Origin of the sequence: Curtobacterium pusillum (genome assembly GCF_007680845.1) — a bacterium.
Classification (GTDB): domain Bacteria; phylum Actinomycetota; class Actinomycetes; order Actinomycetales; family Microbacteriaceae; genus Curtobacterium; species Curtobacterium pusillum_B.
The window spans coordinates 352,265-377,757 of record NZ_VEIY01000002.1; the positions used below are offsets into that span (position 1 = coordinate 352,265).

General features: G+C 73.2%; 26 protein-coding genes. 7 read left to right on the forward strand and 19 right to left on the reverse strand.

What is annotated here, in order from left to right; genetic code table 11:
- Window positions 1-6: 6 nt before the first annotated feature.
- The gene (gene hxlB / locus FS825_RS06065) at window positions 7-570 is read right to left on the reverse strand and encodes a 6-phospho-3-hexuloisomerase (RefSeq protein WP_144711568.1); all 564 of its coding nucleotides are present in this window, start codon (window positions 568-570) and stop codon (window positions 7-9) included.
- Between the two features lie 111 nt (window positions 571-681).
- Between hxlB and FS825_RS06070 the strand changes: the two genes are divergently transcribed.
- Window positions 682-1,527 carry a helix-turn-helix transcriptional regulator gene (locus FS825_RS06070; RefSeq protein ID WP_144711569.1) on the forward strand — a complete coding sequence of 282 codons (846 nt, stop codon included), beginning with the start codon at window positions 682-684 and terminating at the stop codon, window positions 1,525-1,527.
- On the opposite strand, the gene FS825_RS06075 is transcribed toward FS825_RS06070, so the two are convergent.
- Together FS825_RS06075 and FS825_RS06080 are read right to left on the reverse strand one after the other, a co-directional pair.
- A complete protein-coding gene (locus FS825_RS06075) occupies window positions 1,511-2,218 on the reverse strand; it encodes a response regulator (protein ID WP_144711570.1) in 708 nt (235 codons plus the stop codon). The two genes, FS825_RS06070 and FS825_RS06075, sit on opposite strands and share 17 nt — an antisense overlap.
- On the reverse strand, window positions 2,215-4,707 hold the full coding sequence (locus FS825_RS06080) for an ATP-binding protein (RefSeq protein ID WP_144711571.1): 2,493 nt from the start codon (window positions 4,705-4,707) through the stop codon (window positions 2,215-2,217). Before FS825_RS06080 ends, FS825_RS06075 begins: the two co-directional genes overlap by 4 nt.
- Window positions 4,708-4,942: 235 nt before the next feature.
- Between FS825_RS06080 and FS825_RS06085 the strand changes: the two genes are divergently transcribed.
- Window positions 4,943-5,707 carry an Abi family protein gene (locus FS825_RS06085; protein ID WP_186377095.1) on the forward strand — a complete coding sequence of 255 codons (765 nt, stop codon included), beginning with the start codon at window positions 4,943-4,945 and terminating at the stop codon, window positions 5,705-5,707.
- An 8-nt stretch (window positions 5,708-5,715) separates the two neighbouring features.
- On the opposite strand, the gene kdpC is transcribed toward FS825_RS06085, so the two are convergent.
- From kdpC to FS825_RS06110, 6 genes are all read right to left on the reverse strand, one after another.
- A complete protein-coding gene (kdpC, locus tag FS825_RS06090) occupies window positions 5,716-6,324 on the reverse strand; it encodes a potassium-transporting ATPase subunit KdpC (RefSeq protein WP_144711573.1) in 609 nt (202 codons plus the stop codon).
- On the reverse strand, window positions 6,321-8,435 hold the full coding sequence (kdpB, locus tag FS825_RS06095) for a potassium-transporting ATPase subunit KdpB (protein WP_186377096.1): 2,115 nt from the start codon (window positions 8,433-8,435) through the stop codon (window positions 6,321-6,323). The genes kdpC and kdpB overlap by 4 nt, the downstream gene beginning before the upstream one ends.
- 11 nt (window positions 8,436-8,446) lie before the next feature.
- A complete protein-coding gene (gene kdpA / locus FS825_RS06100) occupies window positions 8,447-10,132 on the reverse strand; it encodes a potassium-transporting ATPase subunit KdpA (protein WP_144711575.1) in 1,686 nt (561 codons plus the stop codon).
- Window positions 10,132-10,221, reverse strand: a complete 90-nt coding sequence (locus tag FS825_RS06105) for a potassium-transporting ATPase subunit F (protein WP_144711576.1) — start codon at window positions 10,219-10,221, stop codon at window positions 10,132-10,134. Before FS825_RS06105 ends, kdpA begins: the two co-directional genes overlap by 1 nt.
- Entirely contained in the window at window positions 10,218-10,388 is a 171-nt protein-coding gene (locus tag FS825_RS18575) for a hypothetical protein (RefSeq protein ID WP_186377097.1), read from the reverse strand. Before FS825_RS18575 ends, FS825_RS06105 begins: the two co-directional genes overlap by 4 nt.
- 61 nt (window positions 10,389-10,449) lie before the next feature.
- A complete protein-coding gene (locus FS825_RS06110; RefSeq protein ID WP_144711577.1) occupies window positions 10,450-11,394 on the reverse strand; it encodes a helix-turn-helix transcriptional regulator in 945 nt (314 codons plus the stop codon).
- Between the two features lie 62 nt (window positions 11,395-11,456).
- Here FS825_RS06110 and FS825_RS06115 point away from each other — a divergent pair, with 62 nt between their 5' ends.
- Window positions 11,457-11,876, forward strand: a complete 420-nt coding sequence (locus FS825_RS06115) for a VOC family protein (protein WP_144711578.1) — start codon at window positions 11,457-11,459, stop codon at window positions 11,874-11,876.
- 33 nt (window positions 11,877-11,909) lie between these two features.
- Here the strand turns inward: FS825_RS06115 and FS825_RS06120 are convergent, their stop codons facing one another.
- Window positions 11,910-12,467 carry a GNAT family N-acetyltransferase gene (locus tag FS825_RS06120; protein WP_260981037.1) on the reverse strand — a complete coding sequence of 186 codons (558 nt, stop codon included), beginning with the start codon at window positions 12,465-12,467 and terminating at the stop codon, window positions 11,910-11,912.
- Window positions 12,464-13,363: a putative RNA methyltransferase gene (locus FS825_RS06125; RefSeq protein WP_144711579.1), complete on the reverse strand. Its 900-nt coding sequence runs from the start codon at window positions 13,361-13,363 to the stop codon at window positions 12,464-12,466. The genes FS825_RS06120 and FS825_RS06125 overlap by 4 nt, the downstream gene beginning before the upstream one ends.
- Window positions 13,364-13,398: 35 nt before the next feature.
- On the opposite strand from FS825_RS06125, the gene FS825_RS06130 reads away from it, so the two are divergent.
- The 4 genes from FS825_RS06130 to FS825_RS06145 all read left to right on the forward strand — a co-directional run bounded on the left by FS825_RS06130 (window position 13,399) and on the right by FS825_RS06145 (window position 16,455).
- Window positions 13,399-14,163, forward strand: coding sequence for an SDR family NAD(P)-dependent oxidoreductase (locus tag FS825_RS06130; protein WP_144711580.1), 765 nt, complete (start codon window positions 13,399-13,401; stop codon window positions 14,161-14,163).
- Window positions 14,164-14,230: 67 nt separating this feature from the next.
- Window positions 14,231-14,857 carry a CG0192-related protein gene (locus FS825_RS06135; protein WP_144711581.1) on the forward strand — a complete coding sequence of 209 codons (627 nt, stop codon included), beginning with the start codon at window positions 14,231-14,233 and terminating at the stop codon, window positions 14,855-14,857.
- Between the two features lie 130 nt (window positions 14,858-14,987).
- Window positions 14,988-15,914, forward strand: a complete 927-nt coding sequence (locus FS825_RS06140) for an aldo/keto reductase (RefSeq protein WP_144711582.1) — start codon at window positions 14,988-14,990, stop codon at window positions 15,912-15,914.
- A 22-nt stretch (window positions 15,915-15,936) separates the two neighbouring features.
- Complete coding sequence (locus FS825_RS06145; protein ID WP_144711583.1) at window positions 15,937-16,455, forward strand: GNAT family N-acetyltransferase; 519 nt, start codon at window positions 15,937-15,939, stop codon at window positions 16,453-16,455.
- 20 nt (window positions 16,456-16,475) lie between these two features.
- Here the strand turns inward: FS825_RS06145 and FS825_RS06150 are convergent, their stop codons facing one another.
- The 8 genes from FS825_RS06150 to FS825_RS06185 form a co-directional block, all read right to left on the reverse strand.
- On the reverse strand, window positions 16,476-16,679 hold the full coding sequence (locus FS825_RS06150; RefSeq protein WP_144711584.1) for a hypothetical protein: 204 nt from the start codon (window positions 16,677-16,679) through the stop codon (window positions 16,476-16,478).
- 64 nt (window positions 16,680-16,743) lie between these two features.
- On the reverse strand, window positions 16,744-16,974 hold the full coding sequence (locus FS825_RS06155; protein WP_144711585.1) for a hypothetical protein: 231 nt from the start codon (window positions 16,972-16,974) through the stop codon (window positions 16,744-16,746).
- Between the two features lie 34 nt (window positions 16,975-17,008).
- Window positions 17,009-20,191, reverse strand: coding sequence for a GH92 family glycosyl hydrolase (locus tag FS825_RS06160; RefSeq protein ID WP_260981038.1), 3,183 nt, complete (start codon window positions 20,189-20,191; stop codon window positions 17,009-17,011).
- A gap of 46 nt (window positions 20,192-20,237) precedes the next feature.
- The gene (locus FS825_RS06165; RefSeq protein WP_144711586.1) at window positions 20,238-21,875 is read right to left on the reverse strand and encodes a serine/threonine-protein kinase; all 1,638 of its coding nucleotides are present in this window, start codon (window positions 21,873-21,875) and stop codon (window positions 20,238-20,240) included.
- 10 nt (window positions 21,876-21,885) lie between these two features.
- Entirely contained in the window at window positions 21,886-22,692 is an 807-nt protein-coding gene (locus FS825_RS06170) for a phosphatase PAP2 family protein (RefSeq protein WP_144711587.1), read from the reverse strand.
- A 46-nt stretch (window positions 22,693-22,738) separates the two neighbouring features.
- Complete coding sequence (locus FS825_RS06175; RefSeq protein ID WP_144711588.1) at window positions 22,739-24,424, reverse strand: bifunctional 3'-5' exonuclease/DNA polymerase; 1,686 nt, start codon at window positions 24,422-24,424, stop codon at window positions 22,739-22,741.
- Between the two features lie 48 nt (window positions 24,425-24,472).
- Entirely contained in the window at window positions 24,473-24,706 is a 234-nt protein-coding gene (locus FS825_RS06180; RefSeq protein ID WP_260981039.1) for a hypothetical protein, read from the reverse strand.
- Entirely contained in the window at window positions 24,703-25,464 is a 762-nt protein-coding gene (locus FS825_RS06185; protein ID WP_144711589.1) for a hypothetical protein, read from the reverse strand. The genes FS825_RS06180 and FS825_RS06185 overlap by 4 nt, the downstream gene beginning before the upstream one ends.
- Window positions 25,465-25,493 lie beyond the last annotated feature (29 nt).

Here is a 25,493-nt window from a genome sequence, read left to right on the forward strand (position 1 = left end):
TGCCTTTCATTCGAGGTTGGCGTGTCGGGGCCAGAGGTCGTCGGCGGACTGCCCGCCGCGGGCCCAGAGCGTGTGGAACAGGGCGTCGCCGACGAGGGCGACCGCCTGCTCGAAGAGGCTCCCGGCGTACTGCGCCGACGCCGCGCCGGAGCGGTCGGTCTTGGTCGCGGCCGGGAGCACGAGGGTGACGTCGGCGACGGCCGAGAGCGGCGAGTCGTCCGTGGTCGACAGCGCGACGACGGAGGCGCCGAGGTCGTGGGCGGTCCGGGCGGCCTGCACGATGCCGGTGGTCGTCCCGGAGCCGCTGGCGACCAGGAGCACGTCGCCGGGACCGATCGCTGGCGTGGTGACCTCGCCGACGACGTGGACGTCCCGTCCGAGGTGCATGAGGCGCATCGCCGTCATCCGGAGCGCGAGACCCGACCGCCCGGCACCGTGCACGAAGACCCGCCGACCGCGGTCGACCAGGTCGAGCGCGCGTTCCGCCGAGGCGTCGTCGATCCGTGCCGCCAGGTCCTCGACCTCGCGGACGACCAGGCCGAGCGACGCGGAGAGGGGTGCTGCTGCCATGCCGACGAGCCTGCCGCCGCACGGGCCGGAGCACCGCTACCCGCGACGACGGGAGACCCACCCGATCGGACGGGCCTGCCCATCCGGGTGGGACGGGTAGGTTCGGCTCCCGTGGACACAGCAGGACATGGACGGGAGGCGCGGCTCGGCCCCGCCAGTCGGCTCGCGGCCTCGGAGCACGGCCGGACCGTCGCCGAGCAGGCGGACCGGCACGCGCTGACGCTCGAGTCGGTGCTCGCGGTGCTCCGGTCCCCGCGGGTCACCGACGCTGCCGCCCGTGCCGAGGCGACCGAGATCGCCTCGGCGGCGCTCGTCGACCTGCGCACCGTGACCGACCAGCAGCGCAGCACCCTGCTCGAACCGGTCACGGGCGCGTTCTCGCGGCTCCGCGCCGACCTCCGTCCGCTGGTCCGGTTCGGTGACCTCGACGTCCAGTTCGTCGAACCGCCGGTCACCGGCCGTGCCCTGCCCGGCGACGTCGCGCACGCGGCCCGGGCGATCGTCCGGACGGCCGTGCTCGCGCTGGTCGACGACGGCAGCGCGAAGCGGGTCCGGATCCAGTGGGACTGCGACGGGCGGAACCTGCTCGTGCAGCTGCGTGACGACGGCACCGGCACCCTGGACGTGCACGACGACGCCCTCCGTCCGATCGCCGAGCGGGTCGTGACGCTGAACGGCCGGGTCGACGTGTCGAGCACGGCCGGGTGGGGCTCGGTCCTCGACATCACGCTCCCGCTCGACCCGTCGCCGGCCGAGGTCGAGGCCCCCGACGACGGCGAGCTCACCCCGCGGGAGCGCGACGTCCTGCGACTCGTGGCCACCGGCGTCGGGAACCGCGAGATCGCCGAGGGCCTCGGGATCACCGTGAACACGGTGAAGTACCACGTGGCGAACCTGCTCCGGAAGCACGGCGCCCGCACCCGCGCCGAGCTCGCGGCCGTCAGCTCCCGGGCGTGACGCCGGCGGGGCTGAACCGGTAGCCCATGCCCGACTCGGTGACGAGGAACCGCGGGTGCGACGGGTCCGGCTCGAGCTTCCGCCGCAGCTGCGCCATGTAGAGCCGCAGGTAGCCGGAGTCGTTGCCGTGCGACGGCCCCCACACCTCGGTCAGGAGCATCTCACGGGTCATCAGCCGGTCGGGGTTGGTGACGAGCACCTCGAGCAGCCGCCACTCGGTCGGGGTGAGCCGGATCGCCGGGCCGTCCTCGGGCACCACCTGCTTCGCGACGAGGTCGACCACGAGCGGCCCGATCGCCACGGTCGGGGTCGCGCCCGCTGCCGACGCCGCGGCGACCTGCCGACGACCGAGCGCCCGGAGTCGGGCGAGCAGCTCGTCCATCTGGAACGGCTTCGTCACGTAGTCGTCCGCCCCGGCGTCCAGCGCGTCGACCTTGTCCGAGGAGTCGGTGCGCCCGGACAGCACGAGCACCGGGACCTGCGACCACGCCCGGATCCCCTCGAGCACGCCGAGGCCGTCCAGCCGGGGCATCCCGAGGTCGAGCAGCACCAGGTCGGGCCGCTCGGTGATGACGGAGTCGATGGCGGCGCGTCCGTCCCGCGCGGTGACGACGTCGTACCCGCGGGCGGCGAGCGTCACGGCGAGCGCCCGGACGAGCTGTGCGTCGTCGTCGGCGATCAGGACCTTCATCGGATCTCCACTCCCACGTGCCCGGCGATCGGCAGCCGCACGACGACGGTGAGCCCGCCGCCGGGGGTGTCGTCGACCTCGATCGTGCCGCCCATGCCCTCGGTGAACCCGCGTGCCAGCGCCAGCCCGAGGCCGAGCCCGGTGTCGTTGTCGGTGTCGCCGAGCCGCTGGAACGGCTGGAAGACCTCCTCGACGCGGTCGGCGGGGATCCCAGGGCCGTGGTCGGCGACCCGGAGCTCGACCCCGCCGCCGAACGCGCTCGCGGCGACGCGGACCCGGGTGCCCTCGGGGGCGTACCGGGCGGCGTTCGCGAGGAGGTTCACGACCACGCGCTGCAGCAGCACGGCGTCGGCGAGGACCGGCGGCAGCTCGGCCGGCAGGTCGAGGTCCACGTCGTCCGGCCCGAGTTCGAGCTCGTCGAGCGCCGGCGCGACCACCGTCTCCAGCGCGATCGGCACCGGGGTGACGGCGAGCACCCCGGCCTGCACGCGGCTGACGTCCAGCAGGTCGGCCAACAGCACCGCCAGCTGACGGAGGCTCTCGTCGGCGGTCGCGAGCAGCGCCTCCCGGTCGGCCGGCGACAGCTCGATGTCGGACGCACGCAGCGTCTGGACGGCCGCGGAGGCGGCCGCGATCGGGCGACGCACGTCGTGGCCGACGGCGGCGAGGATCGCGCTCCGGACCCGGTCGGCTGCGGCGATCCGTTCGGCGTCGACCGCGGTGCGGGTCAGCTCGCGGTGCTCGACCGCGGCGTCGAGCTGCTGCTCGACCACCCGGAGCAGTCGTCGCTGGGTCGGGTCGTCGGGTGCCCCGGCGAACTCGAGCACGGCCCCGGATGCCAGGGTGGTCGCCGCGTCGGGCATGGCGCCGAACGTGCCGGACGACGCCGGGACCTCGTCGCCCTGCCGGATCCGGACGCCCTGGAATCCGAAGGCCTCACGTGTCCGGTCGAGCAGTGCCTGCAGGGCGTCGTCGCCCCGGAGGACGCTGCCGGCGATCCCCATGAGGAGCCCCGACTCGGCGGCGGCACGGCGAGCTGCCCGCGACCGTCGGGCCGACCGGTCGACGACGAAGCTCACGAGCACCGCGCTGATCACGTACATGACGAGGGCGACGAGGTGCCACGGCTGCTGCACCGTCACCATGTGCACGGGTTGCACGAAGAAGAAGTCGAGGCTGAGCCCGGACAGCACGGCCGCGAACACCGCCGGCCACATCCCGCCGACCAGTGCCACGACGAGCACGAGCAGCTGGTAGGCGAGGACGTCGACCGTGATCGAGTCGGGGTCGGTGCTGAACGAGAGGAGCCAGGTCAGCAGTGGCCCGAGGACGAGCGAGAGTCCGAACGCGGCGAGGACCCGGCTGCGCGACAGGCTGCCGCCGAGCTTCGGCAGCGCGAACCCGCCGCCGGCGCGCTCGTGCGTGACGACGTGCACGTCGATGTCGCCGGACTCACGGATGACGGTGTTGCCGATGCCGGGACCCGTGATCGCGGCGGCGAGCCGGCTGCGACGGCTCACCCCGATGACGATCTGCGTGGCGTCGATGGACTTCGCGAACCGCACGAGCGTGGTGGGGACGTCGTCGCCGACCACCTGGTGGTACGTGCCGCCGAGTTGTTCGAGCAGATCACGCTGCTTGCCGAGCGCGCCGGGGTGCCGTTCGCGGAGTCCGTCGTCGGACGTGACGTGCACCGCCGCGAGCTCGCCACCGGCGCTCCTGGCCGCGATCCGGGCTCCGCGGCGGAGCAGGGTCTCGCCCTCCGGCCCACCGGTCAGGGCCACGAGCACGCGCTCCCGGGTCTCCCAGCGGTGGTCGATGCCGTGCTCCGCGCGGTAGGCCTTCAGCGCGTCGTCGACCTCGTCCGCGAGCCAGAGCAGCGCGATCTCCCGCAGGGCGGTGAGGTTGCCGAGCCGGAAGTAGTTCGACAGTGCCGCGTCGATCCGCGCCGCCGGGTACACCAGGCCGTCCGACAGCCGCTCGCGCAGGGCAGCCGGGGCGAGGTCCACGACCTCGATCTGGTCCGCCGCCCGGACCACGGCGTCGGGCACGGTCTCGCGCTGCACGGTGCCGGTGATCTCGCGGACGACGTCGCCGAGGGACTGCATGTGCTGGACGTTCACGGTCGAGATCACGTCGATGCCCGCGTCCCGGAGCGCCTCGACGTCCTGCCACCGCTTCTCGTGCGGGGAACCGGGGGCGTTCGTGTGCGCCAGCTCGTCGACCAGGGCCACGTCGGGCCGGCGTTCCAGCACTGCGGCGAGGTCCATGTCGTCGAGCTCGACCCCGCGGTGCTCGACCACCCGGCGGGGCACGAGTTCGAGGTCCCCGACCAGGGCGGCCGTGGCGGCCCGGCCGTGGGTCTCGACGACGGCGACGACGACGTCCCGGCCGTCGGCGCGGAGTCGGTGCCCCTCCTCGAGCATGGTGAACGTCTTGCCGACGCCGGGCGCCGCACCGAGCAGGACCCGCAGCTTCCCGCGCTTCACGTGCTCATCCTCTCGCGCCGGTGGTTGCGCGGCGACCGATCCACTGATATTCTTCCTGCAACCGTTCCCACCAAGGCTCGAGCCCGAGGGCTTCCTCAAATCGGGTGGGACTGTCCCGTCCCGCGTCCCTCCCGGACGCGGGACGGAGTTCTTCCCCGCGCGAGTTCGTTCCCCACGCTGTAGTTGCTGCCGGCCCGCCCGAGATCACCAGTTCCCTCGATCTCGGAGTCGTTCGATGCCGGACACCACCGTCCCCACGTCCCGCTACCGGACGGCCCAGTTCCGGCAAGCGCTGCGGGATCGCGGGCTCGACCACTCCGGCGCCTCGGTCCGGAGACTGCACGAGTTCGACAGCACGCTCCGCTCCGTCTCGCTCGGGCTGTCCGAACGCATCGAACTCGCCCTTCGTGGGCACCTGGACGCTGCCGGCGCGGCCCGTTCCGGATCGCACTGGTACCTCGACCGCCGGGTGTTCCGCGACGCGTTCGATCACCGGGCCCTGCTCCGGCACGCTCGGGCGGCACTCGACCGGACCGCTGACCCCGCGATCGCGTCGGCCTGGCGCGAGCGACGCCTCGAACGTGTCCCGTTCGGGATGCTCGCGGAGGAACTCAGCCTCGGCGAACTGTCGCGCCTCACCGGCGGCCTCGAGCCAGGTCTCCGCGACGAGATCGCGGACGCGTTCCAGCTCCCCCCGCCGACCTTGCGCCCGTGCCTCCAGCACCTGACCCACGTCCGGAACTGCTGCGCCCATCACACCCGACTCTGGGGCCGCAGGTTCCGCGTCCCACCACCGACCTTCCGGTCCCCGCCGGACCTGGTCGCCCGACTCGACGGGCTGCCCAAGCGCACTCCGGCGCACTCCCTCGAGCTCCTGGCGCACCTCGCCGAGACCGTCGGCCCGTGCGACCGCCACGCCGCCGCCGTCCGGCACCTGCTCGACGAGCACGACCACCTGGTCGTCGGCATCGGCGGGCGACCGACCTGGGCGGCGACGTGACGGCACGGTCAGGACGCCTTCGCGAGCGCCAGGTTCAGCTCGAGCACGTTCACGACCGGCTCGCCGAGGAACCCGAGCTGGCGCGACTCGGTGTGCTGCTCGACCAGCTTCCGCACCGTCGCCTCGGACAGCCCTCGCGCCGATGCCACGCGGGACACCTGCTGCAGCGCGTACGCCGGGCTGATGTCGGGGTCGAGACCGGATCCCGACGCCGTCACCGCGTCCGCCGGCACCTCCGACGCGGGCACGCCGTCGGCCTTCGCGACCGCGGCCTTGCGCTCCTCGATCGCCTTGCGCAGGTCGGGGTTCGACGGCCCGAGGTTCGAGCCGCTCGACGCGTTCGCGTCGTACCCCTTCTCGCCGGCGGCGCTCGGGCGCGACTGGAACCACTTCGCCGACGTCCCGGCGGAGCCGGCGAACGACTGGCCGACGAGCGACGAGCCGACGGTGGTGCCGGAGGAGGACGTCACCGGCGAGCCGTTCGCCTGGTCGTGGAACGCGGCCTGGCCGACGCCGAACACCGCGAGGGGGTACGCGATGCCGAGCACCACGGTGGAGAGGAGGGTGAGGCGGATCGCCACACCCGTGGATCGGAAGGTGGAACGGGCAGATGTCATGACGAGAACCCCGGGATGAGACCGACCACGAGGTCGATCAGCTTGATGCCGATGAAGGGGACGATCACGCCGCCCAGCCCGTACACGAGCAGGTTGCGGCCGAGGATCGACGATGCCGACGCGGCGCGGTACGCGACACCGCGGAGCGACAGCGGGATGAGCGCCACGATGACGAGCGCGTTGAAGATGACGGCGGACAGGATCGCGGACGACGGGCTGTGCAGCCCCATGATGTTGAGCGCTGCGAGCCCGGGGAACGCGACCTGGAACATGGCCGGGATGATCGCGAAGTACTTCGCGATGTCGTTCGCGATGGAGAACGTCGTGAGCGCTCCGCGGGTGATGAGCAGCTGCTTGCCGATCCGGACGACGTCGATGAGCTTGGTGGGGTCGGAGTCGAGGTCGACCATGTTGCCCGCCTCCTTCGCCGCCGTGGTGCCGGTGTTCATCGCGACGCCGACGTCCGCCTGCGCGAGTGCGGGCGCGTCGTTCGTGCCGTCGCCGGTCATCGCGACGAGGTTGCCGCCCTCCTGCTCGCGCTTGATGTACGCGAGCTTGTCCTCGGGGGTGGCCTCGGCGAGGAAGTCGTCCACGCCGGCCTCGGCGGCGATCGCCGCTGCGGTGCGGGGGTTGTCGCCGGTGATCATCACCGTGCGGATCCCCATCGCGCGCAGCTCGTCGAACCGGGCCGCCATGCCGTCCTTGACGACGTCCTTGAGGTGCACGACGCCGAGCAGCGTGACCACACCAGCCGGATCGCGGCGGGCGACGACGAGCGGCGTGCCACCGGAGTCCGACACCGAAGCCACCGTCTCGTCGATCGCCGACACGATGTGCGCCTCGGGCACCGAGGACGACGCGGCAGCCCACGCGAGCACCGCTGCTGCGGCACCCTTCCGGACCTCGCTGCCGTCGGCCAGGTCGAGCCCCGACATCCGGGTCTGCGCGGTGAACGGCACCTCGACCGCGCCGACGGGCAGGCCCGCGCCGATCCCGGCCCCGGCTGCCAGGTCGACGATCGACCGGCCCTCCGGGGTGCTGTCGGCGGCCGACGAGAGCGCCGCGGCCTCCATCAGGTCCGGTTCCGTGACGCCCGGGACGGGCACCACGCGGGATGCCCGGCGGTTGCCGTACGTGATCGTCCCGGTCTTGTCGAGCAGCAGGGTCGTGATGTCGCCGGCGGCCTCGACGGCCCGGCCGGACATCGCGAGCACGTTGTGCTGCACGAGTCGGTCCATGCCGGCGATGCCGATCGCCGAGAGCAGCGCTCCGATGGTCGTCGGGATGAGGCAGACGAGCAGGGCGATGAGGACGGGCACGCTCACCGTCGCACCGACGAGGCCCGCGATGGGCTGCATCGTGAGGCAGACGATCACGAACACGATCGACAGCGACGCGAGCAGGATGTTCAGCGCGATCTCGTTCGGGGTCTTCTGCCGTGCGGCGCCCTCGACGAGTCGGATCATCCGGTCGATGAAGGTCTCACCGGGGGTCGACGTGATGCGGACCACGATGCGGTCCGACAGCACGCGGGTCCCGCCGGTGACGGCGCTGCGGTCGCCGCCGGACTCCCGGATCACCGGGGCGGACTCGCCCGTCACGGCGGACTCGTCGACCGACGCGATGCCCTCGATCACGTCGCCGTCGCCGGGGATCACCTCGCCGGCGACGACGAGCACGACGTCGCCCTTCGCGAGGTCGACCGACGCGATCTCCTCGGTGGCGGCCGACAGAGCGGCCGGGTCCGAGGCCGCGTACGCGACGACGCGGCGAGCGCTGGTCGTCGAGCGGGTCTTCCGGAGCGTGTCGGCCTGCGCCTTGCCGCGGCCCTCGGCCACCGCCTCCGCCAGGTTGGCGAAGACGACGGTCAGCCACAGCCACACCGCGATGGACGCGGTGAACACGGACGGTTCGACGAACGCGGTCGCCGTGGTCAGCGCGGCTCCGACCTCGACGATGAACATCACGGGGTTCCGCCACATCAGTCGCGGATCGAGCTTCCGCAGGGCACCCGGGAGGCCCGCCACCAGTTGGCGGGGTCCGAATGCGGACGAGCGGGTGGCCGGTCTGGAGGCGCGGCTCGCCTCGGTCTCGGTGGACACGGTGGTCATGGGTTCGGCTTTCATCGGATGAGGCCTTCGGCGAGCGGGCCCAGTGCGAGCACCGGGAAGTACGTGAGCGCGGAGACGACGATGGCGACGCCGCCGAGCAGCACGATGAAGAGGGGGCGGTGGGTCGGTAGGGTGCCCACGGTCTCCGGGACGCGGTCCTGGGACGCCAGCGATCCGGCGAGCGCGAGGACGAACACCATCGGCAGGAAGCGGCCGAGCAGCATCACGACGCCGAGCGCGGAGTTCATCCACGTCGTGTTCGCGGTGAGGCCGCCGAACGCCGAGCCGTTGTTGTTCGCGCCCGAGGTGAACGCGTAGAGCAGCTCGGACAACCCGTGGTTGCCCGGGTTGAAGATCGACGTGCCGATGACCTGCTCGCGGACGCCGGGGATCGCCAGGGACAGCCCGGTGCCGAGGAGCACCAGGGTCGGGGTGACGAGGATGTACAGCGCGGCGAAGGTCATCTCGCGGGCGCGGATCTTCTTGCCGAGGTACTCCGGGGTCCGACCGACGAGCAGGCCGCCGATGAACACCGTGATGACCGCGAGCACGAGCATGCCGTAGAGGCCGGATCCGACGCCGCCGGGGCTGATCTCGCCGAGCATCATGTTGACGAGCGCCATCATCCCGCCGATCGGGGTGAAGCTGTCGAACATGCCGTTGACCGCACCGGTCGAGGTGGCGGTCGACGTCGTGCCGAAGAGGGTCGTCCCGAGGATCCCGAAGCGGACCTCCTTGCCCTCCATCGCCGCACCGGCCGCGTGTGTGGCACTGCCTGCGCCGCCGAGCTCCGCGATCGACATCACCGAGAGGGACACGAGGAAGATCGCGCCCATCACGGCGAGGATCGCGTAGCCCTGGCGGTCGTCGTCCACGAGGCGGCCGAAGGTGCGCGGCAGCGAGAACGGGATGACGAGCATGAGGAAGACCTCGACGAGGTTCGTCCACGCGCTCGGGTTCTCGAACGGGTGCGCGGAGTTGGCGTTGAAGTAGCCGCCGCCGTTCGTCCCGAGTTCCTTGATCGCCTCCTGCGAGGCGACGAAGCCGTCCGGGATGTGCTGCGTCCCGCCGACCAGGGTCGTCACGTCGGTCCCGGCGCCCCACGACTGGATGACACCGCCGGCGACGAGCACGATCGCGAAGACGAACGCCCCGGGGAGCAGCAGCCGACCGGTCCCGCGGACGATGTCCACCCAGACGTTGCCGATCGTGCCGGAGCGCCGGCGGGCGAACCCGCGGACGAGCGCCACGGCGACCGCCAGGCCGACCGCGGCGGACAGGAAGTTCTGCACCGCCAGACCGGCCATCTGGACGCTGTAGCCGACGGTCGCCTCGGGCGAGTACGACTGCCAGTTCGTGTTCGCCACGAACGACGCCGCCGTGTTGAACGCGAGGGACGGCCCGACGTTCGGCAGGCCGAGGTCGCCCGGCAGCACGACCTGGATGCGCTGGAGCAGGTAGACGACGAGCAGGCCGGCGACGCTGAACAGCAGGACGCCGCGGAGGTACGCGGGCCAGGACTGCTCGGCGTCGGGGTCGACGCCGATCACCCGGTAGACCCCTCGCTCGACACGGCCGTGCCGGACGGGGGTGTAGACGCGGGCCATCCAGTCGCCGACCGGACGGTACGCGACGACGAGGAGCAGGACGAGGGTCGCGACCTGGGCGATGCCGGCCCACGTGTCCGCAGCGCTCATCAGAACTTCTCCGGGCGCACGAGCGCCCACACGAGGTACACGACTGCTGCGGTGCCGAGGACGGCCGCTGCGATGGTGATGCCGATCACAGCCGCTCCACCCCCTTGGCGATCAGTGCCACCACGCCGAACACGGCGAGGACACCGGCGACGACGAAGACGTCGAACACGAGGGACTCCAGAAGGATCTGCGGTGTCCGCGCCGGGCGACGCGGACGGCACCACGAGTGGTGCTGCACCGATGGTGGATCCGGCACCGCGCCTCCAGACCGCTCCTGACGGTTCCCTAACGCCCTCCTGACGGACGCATGCGGCGCACTAACGCGCGGCCGCTCCGCGCAGCCGGTCGGCGAGCACGACGACCGCCTCGCGGAGCTCCTCCGGGCTCTCGACGGTGAAGTCGACCGCTGCCGACGCGAACGTCGCGGCGAGGCCCTCCCACGACCAGGAACCGCGGGTGACGCGGCTCCGGTCGGGGCCCAGCGCTTCGAGTTCGGCGTCGGGCGGCAGGTACGGCGCGATCGCTTTCGCCGACGTCTCGAGCACCGCGGTCCCCACGCAGGGCCACTCGTCGGCGCCCGACGACCCCTTGAACCGCGCGGACACGAACGCGGCCGGGTCGTCGCCCGGGATCCGCCGCGGGGTGAACGGCACCCGGGTGCGCATCCTCGGGACGATCCGGTCGATCCGGTGCGTCCGCCAGTCGTCCCGGTCCAGGTCCCAGTCGAGGAGGTACCAGCGGCCGTTCCGGGCGACGACCGCGTGCGGCTCGACGTGGTGCGGTCGCTCGTCGTCGCCGTACCCGAAGCGCAGGAGTTCGCGGAGGTGCACGGCCTCGCTGACGGCGACGAGGACGTCCGGGTCGGTGCGGGTCGTTCCCGCGGCGGTGACCGCCCGCACGGCGTCGATCCGAGACCGCAAGCGGGAGGGCATGACCTGCCGGACCGTCGCGAGCGCCCGGGCCGCCGACTCGGCGATGTCCGCGCCCGATGCCGGCGCGACCGCCAGTGCCAGGGCGATCGCCACGGCCTGGTCGTCGTCGAACAGCAGCGGCGGGAGGTCCGAGCCTGCGGCGAGTCGGTACCCGCCGGCCGGTCCGCGGAGCGACTCGACGCGGTACCCGAGCTCGCGGAGCCGGTCGACGTCCCGGCGGAGGGTGCGCGGGCTGACCTCGAGCCGGCCGGCCAGCTCGTCGCCCGGCCAGTCCCGGTGCACCTGCAGCAGGGAGAGCAGCGCGAGCATGCGCGACGAGGGTCCGGCCATGTCGTTCAGTATCGTCCGAGAAGCGGACACTATCTGACCGCAATGCCGGGGATGCTCGTCCCATGAGCATCGAGACGACGGCCCACCTCAACTTCGACGGACAGGCCCGCGCGGCCCTCGACTTCTACGCCTCGGTCTTCGGCGGAGAAGTCGCCTCCATGACGTACGGCGCGATGGGCGCCACCGACGAGCCGGCCTGGGCCGACAAGATCGTGTGGGGCCAGGTCGCCACCGAGGCCGGCCTCCGGGTGATGGCCTTCGACGTGTGGCCGGGCCAGCCGTACGACCAGGGCACGAACGCGTTCTACGTGTACGTGCACGGCGACGACAGCGCCGAGGTCGAGCGGTACTGGGCCGGACTGTCGGAGGGCGCCGAGATCCGGCAGCCGCTCGGCCCGTCGGCCTGGGCGCCGCTCGCGGGCCAGCTCCGCGACCGCTTCGGCGTCATCTGGGCCCTCGACGTCGCCGCCCCGACCGACTGATCGCCCCCGCGACGCGGGTGCGCCGCACCCACGTCAGCGCGGCCGCGGATCGGTTGCCAGCATCGCCATGCGCACGGCGTCGGTCCACGTGCCGTCCCAGAGCAGGGCGTCCCGCGCGCGGCCCTCCACGACGAAGCCGATCTTCTCGTAGGAGCGCTGCGCCACGGGGTTGAACGCGTACACCTCGAGCGAGATCCGGTGCAGCCCGACCTCGTCGAACGCCCAGTCCACCACCGCCCGGCCCGCCTCCGTGCCGAACCCCCGACCCCGCACGGCCGGGCCGGCGAGGGCGATCCGGTAGTTCATCGCGCGGTCGTCCTCCTCGAGCTCGTTGAGGACGACCTCCCCCAGGTACGTGCCCTCGGCATCGGTGATCGCGAAGTCCGCGCGGTCCTCGGCCCCCGGGAGCCGTTCGAGGTGCGCCCGGACCCGCTCGCGCGTGAAGGTGCCCCGGGTGCCGGTGAGGCGCATCGCGTCCTGGTCGTCGAGCGCGGCCATGCTCGCGTCGAGGTGCTCCGGCCCGAGCTGCACGAGCCGCAGCCGCTCGGTGGCCAGCTCGGGCTGGGCGGCGAGCCGGTCGGTGATGCTCACGCCGGCGTCCAGGTGCTGACCGTCACGGCGGCGGTCACGGTCGTCGGCGCGAACACCGTGGCCGGGTCGACGTGGTGGTGGCTCGGACCCATGTGCACGACGTCGTGGACGTCCTCCGCGCTGAGGTCCATCGTCCAGGTCAGGTCCTCCGACGACCGCAGCGTGAACGCCGGCGTCAGGGAGTCGTGCAGCCGCCGCTCCTTCTCGGGGTCCACCGCGATCGTCGCCTCGGCGAGTTCCGCGAGGTGGCCCGTCCGGGGCGTCACGACCGCGAGCACGCCGTCGGGGTGCAGCACGCGGGCGTACTCCGCCTGGTTGCGGGGTGCGAAGACGTCGAGCACGACCGCGGCGGCCCCGTCGACGACCGGGAGGCGCTCGGTCACGTCGCCGACGACGGCTCCGGCACGTTCGTGGATGCGTGCCGCCCGCCGGATCGCGACGGCCGACAGGTCCAGCGCCACCCCGAGACGGAGCCGGGGCGACGTGCCCGGAGCCAAGCCGCGCCTCCCGTCCGGAACTTCGGCCGCGTCGAGCGCGTCGGCCGCGTCGGCCGCGTCGGCCGCGTCGTCGGCGTCGAGCGCGTGCGCGAGGTACGTCCCCGGTCCGGACCCGACGTCGAGGACGATCCCCGGCGCGGTCTCCGCCGCGACCACCGCGGCCAGCGCGCGTTCCACGGGGGCGTAGTGCCCGCGACCGAGGAACCGCAGCCGGGCGTCGACCATCTCCGGGGTGTCCGCCGTGAGCGCCCGGCGCTTCGCGGGGAGGAGCGTCAGGTGGCCCTGCTTCGCCTCGTCGAACCGGTGGCCGTTCGCGCAGCCGACCTGGCCGCCGTCGACACGGCCGAGCGGCTCGGCGCACACGGGGCAGGCGAGCACGGGGAGCAGGTCGTCGCGCACGTCGTCCAGCGTACGGGCGTCGGTAGCCTGGTCGGATGTCGCTGCAGACGCTCTTCGGGCTCGACGGTCGGACCGCCCTCGTCACGGGGGGCAGTTCGGGCGTCGGGCGGGCGATCGCGCTCGCCCTCGCGGACGCCGGAGCGCACGTCCTCGTCGCGGCGCGGACCCGCGGCACCATCGACGAGTCGGTGTCGGCGATCCGGGAGGGCGGGGGCTCCGCGGACGGCATCGTCGCGGACCTCTCCACCCGCGCCGGAGCGCACGCGCTCGCCGACGTCGCCGATGCCGCAGGTGGCGTCGACGTGCTCGTGCACTCGGCGGGGATCAACCTCCGACCACCGATGGACGAGCTCGACGAGGACACGTGGGACGCCACGATGGCCGTGAACCTCGACGCGCCGTTCGTCCTCGGGCAGCGGCTCGCACCCGGGATGGCGGCGCGCGGGTACGGCCGGATCATCGGCATCAGCTCGCAGCAGGCGCACCGGCCCTTCGCCGCCAGCGGCGCCTACGGCGTCTCAAAGGCCGCTCTGGAGGCGCTGGCCCGGTCCCAGGCGGAGGCGTGGTCGGCGCAGGGGGTCACCTCCAACGTCCTCGTCCCCGGCTTCGTGCAGACCGCGCTGAACCGGCGGCTCAGCGCGGACCCCGCCGCCGTCGAGCGGCTCGCGGCACGCACGCTCGTCGGGCGGAACGGGCTCGCGTCGGACTTCGCGGCGGCGGCGGTGTTCCTCGCCGGACCGGGTTCCGCGTACGTCACCGGGCAGTCGATCGCGGTCGACGGCGGGTTCTCGGTGCACTGACCGGCGGTGTGCTCGGGGCGCAGACCGTCGTCGTCCGCCGTGCGGAGCGCGTCGGTACGGTCGTGGCATGGCCGTCATCCACCGCGCAGACCTCCGACCGTCGAAGCTCGAGGCGCTCGCCGCGTGGTTGCCCGCGCAGCCGTGGAGCGGGGTGGTGGCGGGCGTCGCACTCGAGGTCGCCGGGAAGTTCCGGTTCGACGACCCGGACGGCGAGGTCGGAGTGGAGACGATCCTCGTCCGGACTGCGGACGGCCGGGTGCTGCACGCACCCCTGACCTACCGCGGCGCGCCGCTGGCCGGCGCCGAGGACCTCCTCGCCACCGAGATGCACCACTCCGTGCTCGGCCGGCGCTGGGTGTACGACGCCGTCGGCGACCCGGTGTACGCCGACGTCGTGCGCCGGGCGATCGTCACCGGCGGCCACGAGGCAGCGCTCGAGCGTGCCGACGGGTCCGGCGTGTGGGACGCGGAGGGTCGGGCGGTCGGCAGCGGTTCAGCGCCGGACTCCCCCACGGTCACCTCGGTGTCGGTGCGGTCCGACGGCACGCGGTCGCTCGTCGACACCGGGCACGGCACGCTCTCCGTCCTCCGGGTCGTCGGTGCGCACCTCGGGACGGCGCAGCCGTCCGGCGAGCACCTCACCGCCGAGTGGGGTTCCGGCGAGCGCGCGGTGCTCGTCGTGCTGCGGCAGTAGACGCGCCCGGACGTCGGACGGGAGGCGCGGGTCGGCGCCGCACCGCGCCTCCCGTCCGCCTGTCCCCACGTCGGATGCCGGTACGGACAGGGCCTGCCTGTCCGGTGTGGACGATGGCAGGATCGTGGGTGTGAAGACACTGGAGTTGCCACAGACCGACCTCACCGCCTCCGACGTCGTCGTCGGACTCATGCGGATCAACGACATGAGCGACGAGGACATCCGCGCGCTCTACGCCGCCTCCCGGGACGCCGGCGTGACCATGTTCGACCACGCCCCGGTGTACGGCGGCTGGCACGGCTGCGAGGAGCGGTTCGGCGCGGCCGTGACGCTCTCGGCGTCCGAGCGGTCGGACATCGTCCTGCAGACCAAGGTCGGCATCCGCCAGGGCTACTTCGACTTCTCGTACGAGCACATCCTGGAGTCCGTCGAGGAGTCCCTGACCGCGCTCCGCACCGACTCCATCGACGTCCTGCTCCTCCACCGCCCCGACGCCCTGGTCGAGCCGGACGAGGTCGCACGGGCCTTCGACGAGCTGCACGCCGCCGGGAAGGTCCACCACTTCGGCGTCTCGAACCACACGCCGGGCCAGGTCGAGCTGCTCCGTCGCTCGGTGCAGCAGCCGCTCGCCTTCAACCAGGTGCAGCTGAGCATCACGCACGCGAACGTCATCGCGCAGGGCGTCTCGGCGAACATGGCCGGCCTCGACCAGTCGATCGACCGCGACAACGACATCCTCAACCACTCGCGCCTCAACGGGATCACGCTGCAGGCCTGGTCGCCGTTCCAGAAGGGCTTCTTCGACGGCGTCTTCCTGGGCGACCGCGAGCACTACGCCGAGCTGAACGACGTCCTCGACGAGGTCGCCGCCGCCCACGGGGTCACCCCGACCGGCATCGCCGTCGCGTGGATCACTCGGCACCCGGCGCACTTCCAGGTCGTCCTCGGCACCACGAACCCGCAGCGCGTCCGGGAGTCGGCCGCCGGGTCGGACGTCGAGCTCTCCCGCGAGGAGTGGTACCGGATCTTCACGGCGGCGGGGCACACCGTCCCCTGACCGGATCGGGCAGGGTGGGGTCGTGCTCCGAGACCTCGCCCTGCCCACCACGCTCTCCGCCCGCGCCGGCACCGTCACGCTCCGGAACGCCGCGGCCGACGACCTGGACGACCTGATGACCCTCCTGTCGGACGACCCGATCAGCGCCGCCCGCGGTGACGTCGCAGACGCCGAGGACCGTCCGCTGTACGCCGCCGCGCTCCGGACGATCGCGGCGGACCCGGCGAACGCCGTCCTCGTCGCGACGGACGAGGCAGGCGACATCGTCGGGACGCTGCAGCTCACCACGATCCCGGGCATGGCCCGCCGCGGCTCGGCCCGGCTGCTCGTCGAGGCGGTGCGAGTCCGCAGTGCCGTGCGCTCGGGCGGGATCGGCAGCGTGCTCATGCGGTGGGTGACCGACGTGGCCGCGCGGGACCTCGGGACGTCGCTCGTCCAGTTGACGTCCGACGCCGACCGGACCGACGCGCACCGGTTCTACGAACGGCTCGGGTTCAGTGCCTCACACCTCGGCTTCAAATACCGGGTGCCCGACGCCTGAACGAAGCCGCCGGGTGAGGGTCAGTCGGCGCTGGTCGGCGCGCTCGGCACGCTGACGTCGACCGGCGACACCCGCGCGGGATCGGCGGACGCGCCGCCCACGACGTCGAAGGTGATGCCGAGCTCGGCGGCCGTCTCGGCATCGAGCTCGAGACCGTTCTCGGTCACCTGGTCCTCGGGGATCGCACGACCCTGCGACGGATCGAACGAGTTCGCAATCGACATGCCGACGAGCATGCCCGTCCCGCTTGGCAATCCGCCAAGAACGGGGACAGCGCACCCGATGCGGTCAGAGGTCGTCCGGGTGCAGGCGGTCGCCGGCCTGCGGGCGCCGGAACACCGGTCCGCCGCCGGCCTCGTCCTCGTCGTCGTGCCGGACGGGCGAGACACTCGGGTCGCCGGAGTCCGGGCCGACGTCGGCGCCGCGGTCCTCCTCGATCTGGAGCTCGTCCTCGTCGGAGCCGTCCACGGGGATGGACCGGCCGTCTTGTTCGGGATCGAACGGTGTGCTCATCGACATGGGCCGAGCATGCTCCGGCTCGGTGAACGGCGGGTCAACGCTGTCCGTCCGCCGCGACGAGTTCGAGCTGCGTGAGCGGCAGGTCGGACACGGCGGTGAGGGTGAACGCGGTCCCGGAACCCTGCAGCCGGAACACCCGCGTCTGGCCGGGCCACTCGAACTCCGCGTCCTGCACGGTGACGCGGGTGTCGCCGAGCGCGGCGTCCCACGAGTAGACACCGGGGTCCGACGCGGTGACGGTGTACAGCGACACCGGCGTCGACGGGACCGCGAAGGCGACCGAGGTCCCCGCGGTGAGCGCCGTGACGGTCCGTCCGGTGTCGTCACTGAGCGGGCTGAGCCCCACGGGCAGCAGGTCGACCGGGGTGTCCCGGTACCCGTGCACCTCGGACGCCGAGACCGGACGGGTGTCCGCTGCCCAGCCCTCGGGCGTCTCCGACAGGGTGAACTCGATGCGCGAGGCCGACACGACGACCGCGTGCGGGATGCTGATCGACGTCCACGGTTCCCCGTCGACCGTGACCGATGCGATGTAGGCGCCGGAGGACCCCTCGGCGACCTCGATGACGGTGGGTGTCCCACTGCCCGATGCGCGCTGGTGCAGCACGGTCCTGCGGACGGACGGCGGCACGAGCACGTAGGACCCGGTCGACGGGGCGAGCGGGTAGAGGCCGATCGTCGCGAACACGTACCAGGCGCTCATCTCGCCGTTGTCCTCGTCGCCGGGGTAGCCCTGCCCGAGGTCGGACCCGACGAACAGCCGCTCCAGGGAGTCCCGCACGATCCGGTGCGCGTCGTCGTGGCGCCCGGTGAACATCGGGAAGAACGGGATGTGGTGCGCGGGCTGGTTCGACAGCCCGAGCATGCCGGTCCGGACGTCGCGCGCCTCGGTCATCTCGTGGATCGGGAACCCGTACGACCCCGAGCGCTCCGAGGAGCCGGTCTCGGGCGTCGCGAAGAACGCGTCGAGCGCGGCATCGAAGTGGTCGGGTCCGCCGTGCAGGTCGACGACGCCGGCACCGTCGTGCGGTGCGGTGAAGGCGGTCCCCCACGCGTTCGTCTCGGTGTAGTCGTCGCCCCAGTCGCGCGGGTCGAACTCGGAGCCGACCCGCCACGATCCGTCGGGGTCACGCCCGAGGAAGAACCCGCGTTCGGAGTCGAACACGTTGCGGTACTGCAGGGACCGGCGGGAGAACCACTCGGCCTCGGCCTCGTACCGGGCGAGGTCCGCCGGGGTCGTCGCGCGCGAGGCGAGCAAGCCTGCCATCACGGCCAGGCCCCAGTCGTTGATGGCTGCGTCGAGCGTCCAGCTCATCCCCTCGTGGGTCGCGGTGTCGACGTGGCCGCGGAAGGCACCCGGGAGGCTCCCCTTCCGTCCGACCCGCTCGTCCCGCGGCGGGGCGGTCGCGTTCCGCAGTGCGCTCCGGTACGCCTCCGCCAGGTCGAACCCGGTGACGCCGCGCGCCGCGAGGTCCGCGAAGACGGTGTCGCTCGTGGTGCCGGTCATGCAGTCCTCGGCACCGGGAGCACTCCACCGCGGGGTCCAGCCGCCGTCGTGGAAGTGCGCGACGAAGCCCTGCGCGAGCTCGGCCGCCGTGTCCGGGGTGAGGAGCGCCAGCAGCGGCCAGGCCGTGCGGTAGGTGTCCCAGAACCCGTTCGTCGTGGTGAACGGCCCCTCGACGACCTCGGGGCCGGGTTCGTCACGGATGGGTTCGGCCTGCACGGCGCCGTACGGGGAGCGGTGCCGGGGCGTGCCGTCGAGCGCGGTCTCGCCGGCACGGTTCGGGTAGAGGAACAGCCGGTACAGGCCCGAGTACAGGGCGGTGAGCTGGTCCGGGGTGGCGCCGCCGAAGGACAGCGTCGCGAGTTCCCCGGTCCAACGCCGCTCGGCCTCGGAGCGCATCTCGTCGAAGGAGCCGGCGGCGTCCAGGTTCGCGCGGGCGTCCGCGAAGGAGACGGTGGAGATGCCGAGCAGCACGTCGGTGTCACCCGACACCGACAGCCACCCGCGCAGCTCCTGCTCGCCCACGGTCGTGTGGTCGGCGGTCACCCCCGGGATCCGGACGTGCACGAAGTGCGGCGGCGTGCCGGGGCGGTCGTCGAGCAGGGCCTCCACCACGGCGACGCCGTCGGTGACCGTCACGGAGACGTCCGACACCCGGCCGTGGTGGTCGAGCACGACGCTGCGGACGCCGGTGAAGCGGAAGCCGAGCGCGAACTCCCCCGCGGTCATCTCCGCCGTGACCCCTCCGTCGAGGTCGACCCGGTACCGGTGGGGTCCGTCGTCCTCGTGGTCGTGGTCGAAGCCGAGCGCGCGCGCCGACCGGTCCGGGTCGGGGGTCTCGAGCGGGGACGGCATCACCTGGAAGACGCCGCGGTCCCCCATCCACGGCGACGGGATGTGACTCGTCGCGAACGCCTGGATCGCGGGACGGAGCCGACCGGTGTCGTCGACGCGGGCGTGCTCCTGGTACGCGTACGGCCAGCGGTTGCTCGACGCGTCGGTCATCGGGAGGCCGAAGACCCCACCGTGCGGGAGGCCCACCAGCGGAGCGTTGTTGCCGCGCGAGAACCGGGAGGACGCCTGGGTCCCTCGGGTCGTGCGGACGTGGCCGAGCGGGGTCGTCGGGGTGGGGCGGGCGGGCTCGATCCGGACGGCGTCGAGCCAGCCGCGGAGCGCCGGACGCTCACCGTCGACGACGGTGGCGTGCTGGGCGCGCGGTTCGCCGTCATCAGCTGTCGGCTGCGGGGCGGAGCCGAGCCGCGCCTCCAGTCGGTCGACGACCCGACCCGCGAACGGCGTGAGGTCCACCGCACGCCGGTTCCACTGGTCGACCCACTGCTTGCGGGCGGCGTCCTGCGCCTCCGGGCTGAGCGCGTCGCCGTACTGGTCCCGAGCGCCGGCATCCGGGTCGCTGAGTCGTGAGCCGTCCGTGAAGACGACGTCGAGCGCGAACGCCGTCGCGTCCCAGAAGTGCGGGAGGTCGGCCTCGGTGGGCTCGGACACACCGTCGGGCAGGGTGCGCTCCGGGAACCACACCCAGGAGAGTTCGTCGCCGGCCGCGATCACCCGTCCGGTGCAGCCGGGGACGACCGCGGTGACGGCCGACTCCCCCGCTCCTCGTTCGACGAGGTACCCGTCCCGGGACTCGAATCCGCCGTGGTTCCGCGCGGCGACGGCCGTCGTCGGCCCACCGCTCCGTTGCAGCTCTCGCACGCTGCCACCCTATTTGGTCCAGCGTCTGGAGGAAAACCCCGGCGTGTCAGGGCTTGGTCTTTCCGCCCTTGTCGTGCCCCGGTGCATCGTCGGACTTCCCAGGACCCTTGACCTTCGCAGCGGTGTCCGCAGCAGTGTCGGCGGCGGTGTCGGCGGCGCTCTGCGGGTCCTCGACGGGGTTCGTCACCGGGCTCGACGGCTGCGGCCCGACCGACGGGTCGTCCGCGGGGCTGCTCGGCTCCTCGGACGGCTCGGACGGCTCGGAGGGCTGCTGTTCGGACGGCTGCTGGGACGGCTCGCTGGGCTGCTGCTGGGACGGCTGCTCCGCGGGTTCGCTCGACTGCTGGGAGGGCTCGGACGACTGCTGGTCGTCCGTCGGGGTCGACTGCGTGCTCGACTCCGTCGGCTCGGGCGTGCCGTCTCCGCCGTTCAGCGCGACGAGCGCGACCGCGATGCCGACCAGCACCAGGACGATGACGACCACCGCCGCGATGACCGGTCCGCGCCGCCGCTTCCGCGGCTCGTCCGCCGCGGGCGTCGGCGGAGCGGCCACGGGTCCGCGCGGCCCACCGCCGGCCGCCGCCGCACCTGCCCCGGCCCCGGTACCGGCCCCGGCCGCCTGGTTGCGCTGGGTGCCGAGCACGGTCGTCGCGACGTCGTCCGATCCGGACGGCTGCTGGGTTCCGAGGACCCGGGTCGCGTCGTCCGGACTGGAGGCGCGACCCACCGGCATCGCCTGCGTCGCCTCGTCCGCGCTGGCGGCTCGGTCCGCACCGGCTGCGGCCGCACCGGCCGCGGCTCCGGCAGCTGCCGCTCCCCCGGCGGCGGCTCGCGTGAACGTGCCCGGGCCCCCGGGCAGGAGCTGCGTGGCTGGTGCGACGTCGTCGTGGCCGAGGGCGCGGAGCCGCTGGGCCGTCTCCTCAGCCGTCGGACGCTCCGCGGGGTCCTGCGCGGTCATCACGTGCAGCAGCGTCCGCCAGGCCGTGGGCAGGTGCGGGTCGATCTCCGGGCCGCGGGTGAGTCGGGCGGTCGCGGACTCGACCGCGGTGCCGGGGAACGGCCGCGTGCCGGTGAGGCTCTCCAGGAGCAGGAGTCCGAGGGCGTACACGTCCGCCTTGCCCGTGATCGGCTGCGCGAGCACCTGCTCGGGGGCGATGTACGCCGCCGTCCCCATGATCGTCCCCGTGCCGGTGACCCGGGCCGCGTCCCGGAGGAGCGCGATGCCGAAGTCGGCGAGCTTCACGTGGCGACCGTCGGCCTCGAGCAGCACGTTCGCGGGCTTCACGTCACGGTGCACGATCCCCTGCGCGTGCGCCGCGGCGAGGCCGTCCGCGACCTGCGCACCGACGTTCGCCGCGGTCGTCCGGTCGAGCGGTCCCTCACGCAGCCGGGTCGCGAGGTCGCTGCCCGGGACGAGCTCCATGACGAGGTACGAGTCGCCGTCCTCGTCGTCGAGCGCGGCGTCGTACAGGGTGACGAGCGCGGGGCTGCGGAGTGCCGCGAGGGTCTGGATCTCGGCCTCGGCCCGGGCCCGTTCGCCGTGGTCGACGGCGCCGATGCGGAAGACCTTGACGGCGACCTCACGCCCGAGCTGTTCGTCGACTGCGCGGTACACGGAGGCCATGCCGCCGTGCCCGAGCGTTCCCGTGACGCGGTACCGACCGCCGAAGACCCGTTCTGCCATGTCCGGCAACCTACCGGGGCGACCTGACGGGGCGTGCACCGCGGCGCAGTGCCGTCAGGTACAGCCGGTGCGCGGTGATCACCAGGGCGAGCCACGCCAGCCCGAGCGCCCACGCCGCCAGGACGTCCGTCAGCCAGTGGTGCCCGAGGAACACCCGCGAGATCCCGACCGACACCACGAACGCGGTGCCCACGATGATCGTCCACACCCGGGTCACGAGTCGCGACTGCCGGAGCAGCAGCAGGTACACGATCGTGCCGACGATGACGGTCGCGTTGAGCGTGTGCCCGGACGGGAACGACGGTGAGTGCTCGTACGGCGGGACCGCGTCGGCGAGGGGCGGTCGGGCCCGGCCGATGAGGTCCTTGCCCGCGATCGTCATGAGCAGCGAACCCCCGCTCGCCGCGACGAGGAGCACGAGCGGGGTCCACGCCCGACGCTGGATCGTGAAGCCGACGAGGAACCCGAGCGCGACGATCGGCATCCCGATCGTGCCCGCGATGTCGGTCCACCACGTCACGAGGGTGTCGACGGTGGGCGATCGGAGCGTCAGCATCCAGTCGAGCACCGGGCGGTCGAGCACGGCGACGTCGTCGTGCTCCCGCACGGCGTCGTAGACCTCGGAGGCAGCCCACGTCCCGGCGACGGCCACCCCGATGCCGATCGCGAGGGTGACCACGAGCAGCGGGAGCGCTCCCCATCGATGACCGAGGGACGCCCACTGGTCGGCCGCGGCACTCCCGGCGCGGGTGCGCCAGGTCGTGAGGTCGACGTCACCGAGGTGCTGGTCGGGTGCCTCGTGGTGTTCGGACTGCATCGGACCACCCTGCCCGAACCCGGATGTGCACGGACGCCGCCTCGCGTCAGTCCTTCGCGGACCCGTAGTCCTCGACGACCGCGACCGACAGCGGGAACACCACGGGGAAGTCGCGGAACAGCAACCGGCCGGCGTCGACCGCGGCGGCGCGGACCTGGTCCGCCACCCACTCGGCGTGCTCCGCCGGGGTGTGCACCACGATCTCGTCGTGCACGAAGAACACCAGGTGCGGCCCGTCGGTCACCGGACCGGGGAACCGCTCGGCGAGCCGCGACCGGAGCGACCCCATCCACGCCAGCGCCCACTCCGCAGCGGTGCCCTGCACGACGAAGTTGCGGGTGAAGCGCCCCCAGCTCCGCGCCCGCGACTCCACCGCGCGCTGCATCGCCGCGGTGCCCTCGACCGTGTACGCCTGGTTGCGGGACTCGAACCAGGACGGGTCAGGCACCGGCGAGGTCCGGCCGAGCAGGGTCGTCACGGGTTCGCCACGCTCCCCGGCACGAGCGGCTCGCTCCACGAGTGCGAGGGCGTCCGGGTACGCCCGCGCCAGCCTCGGCACGAGCCGTCCGCCCTCACCCTGGGTCGCCCCGTACATCGCGCCGAGCATCGCGCCCTTCGCCTGCTGTCGGGTCTCGACCGCGCCGGAGGCCACCACCCCGTCGTAGAGGTCGCGCCCGTCCCCGGCCGCCGCCATCGCCCGGTCCCCCGACATGGCCGCGAGGACCCGCGGCTCGAGCTGCGCGGCATCGGCCACGACGAGCTTCCACCCGTCGTCGGCGACCACCGCGGGCCGCACGAGCTTCGGCAGCTGCATGGCCCCACCGCCGTCGGCCGCCCACCGCCCGGTGACGACACCGCCGACCAGGTACTTCGGGTGGAAGCGTCCGTCCTGCACCCACTCGTCCAGCCACGTCCAGCCGTTCGCCGTGAGCAGCCGAGCGAGCCGCTTGTACTCGAGCAGCGGCTCGATGACCGGGTGCTCGATCTCCTGCAGCTCCCACTTCCGGGTGCTCGTGACCATGAGGCCCGCGCGTCGCAGGGACTTGAGGACGTCCGTGGGTGAGTCCGGGTTGAGGGACGGGTCCCCGAGGCGTTCCCGTACGACCGCGGCGATCTCCTCGAGCCGGCGCGGTCGGACGCCGTACGGCACGCGTGGGCCGAGGGCGTCCTCGAGCAGGCGTTCGTGCACGTCCGCGCGCCACGGCAGGCCGGCGTGGAGCATCTCCGCGGCGACGAGCGCCCCCGCGGACTCCGCCGTGAGGAGCAACCGCAGCGCCCCCGGTGCCTGCGACCCGGCGACCGCGTCGAGCTGCGCCCGCAGCTCGGTCACGGGGTCCAGCTCGTCGTCCGGCGGGGACACGTCGAACAGAGCGTCGTCGAAGAGCCGGGCCTGCGCCGGTCGGCCGACCCGCGCCTCCTGGACCGGAGCATCCCACCCGTCGGCGGGAGCCGCGGCGAGCGCGGACCCCCGTGCCGCGAGCGCGGACCGCAGGATGCGGCGGCACAGCCGCAGGTCGGTGCAGCGGCCGACCCGGCCGCCGGCGGCGAGCACGGCCGGGTACCAGCGTGCGGTGTCGTCCCAGACCCAGCGCACGTCGGGAGCGTCACGGGACGCGATGAAGGCCGGGAGGCGCGGCTCGTCGACACGGATCGGCTCGCCGTCAGCGGTCCCCGCGTCGGTCAGGGGCGTCGCGGTGACGCCGCCGTCGACGCGGCGGAGGACGAGGTGCACGGAACGATCATGCCGTGCACCACCGTCGGACCGTGACCGGCTGGCGTCTCAGGCTTCGGTGGTCGCGGAGCGCGGGTCGGTCCCCTCGGGGTCGCCGGGACGGACCGCTGCGGAGTCGGCGACGTCGATCCGGACGTCGCCGTCCTCAGCACGCGACACCTCGACGCGGGGGTCCGCGTCGTGCTCGTCGGAGCCGGACATGCGGCGGAGGGTGTCCTGGCGACGCTCTTCGAAGGACATGTCCACACCGTCGTCGAGGTGGTCGCGGTCGGGCTTCGTCATGACGGAGACCGTACCCCGGTGCTCCTGGTGCCGGTGCGGGCGGTCCAGTGCTCGCCGGCCCGCCAGCGGTCGAGGACGGCTGCCGCGAGCCGGCCGGGTGGCACCGGTCGCCGCAGTGCCGTCGCCCGTGCGTCCGGACCGGTCAGGCCGAGGACGAACTTCGCGACGCTGTCGTCCCCCTCGGCGTCGTCGTCCGGCCCGGGCGGGTCGAGGCGGAACCGGCGCGCGAACCGCACGGAGTTGGCGTCGGGACCGAGGACCTCGGCGAGCCCGGGGTCGAGCAGCCACGAGCGGCACTGCCACCACGCGGCCGTGTGGTCCGGGGCGACGGCGCTGAGGACCGTCGGGGCGGCGGCGAACGAGCGGTCGCAGGCGTCGGGGTCCAGCGGACCGGCCTCGGGGACGTGCACGCCCCACGCTGCGCTGCCGTCGGCCGTGGCGTCGCCGATCTCGAACTGCAGCCGACCGACCGTGACCACGCGCGCCGTGAGGACCGAGCAGAACCAGTCGAGACCCGTCCCGCGGAGGCCGTAGCGCGCGAGCTTGCGGTCGACGTCCGCGACGCTGTCGGCGGCCTGGGCCGCGGTGGCGCCGTGGGCTCGGAGCCACGCCGCGGTCGCGGGACGGGAGGCGCGGAGCACGTCGACGAGTGCGGCGTCGCGGGCGGGTGACGGCAGGTGGGCGACCACGGCTTCGAGGGCGTGGGCCACCTCGCCCGGGTCCGGCACGGTGCCGATCGCCCGGGCGAGGACAGCCACGCCGGCCGCGGTGGTCGACGTCGCGCTCG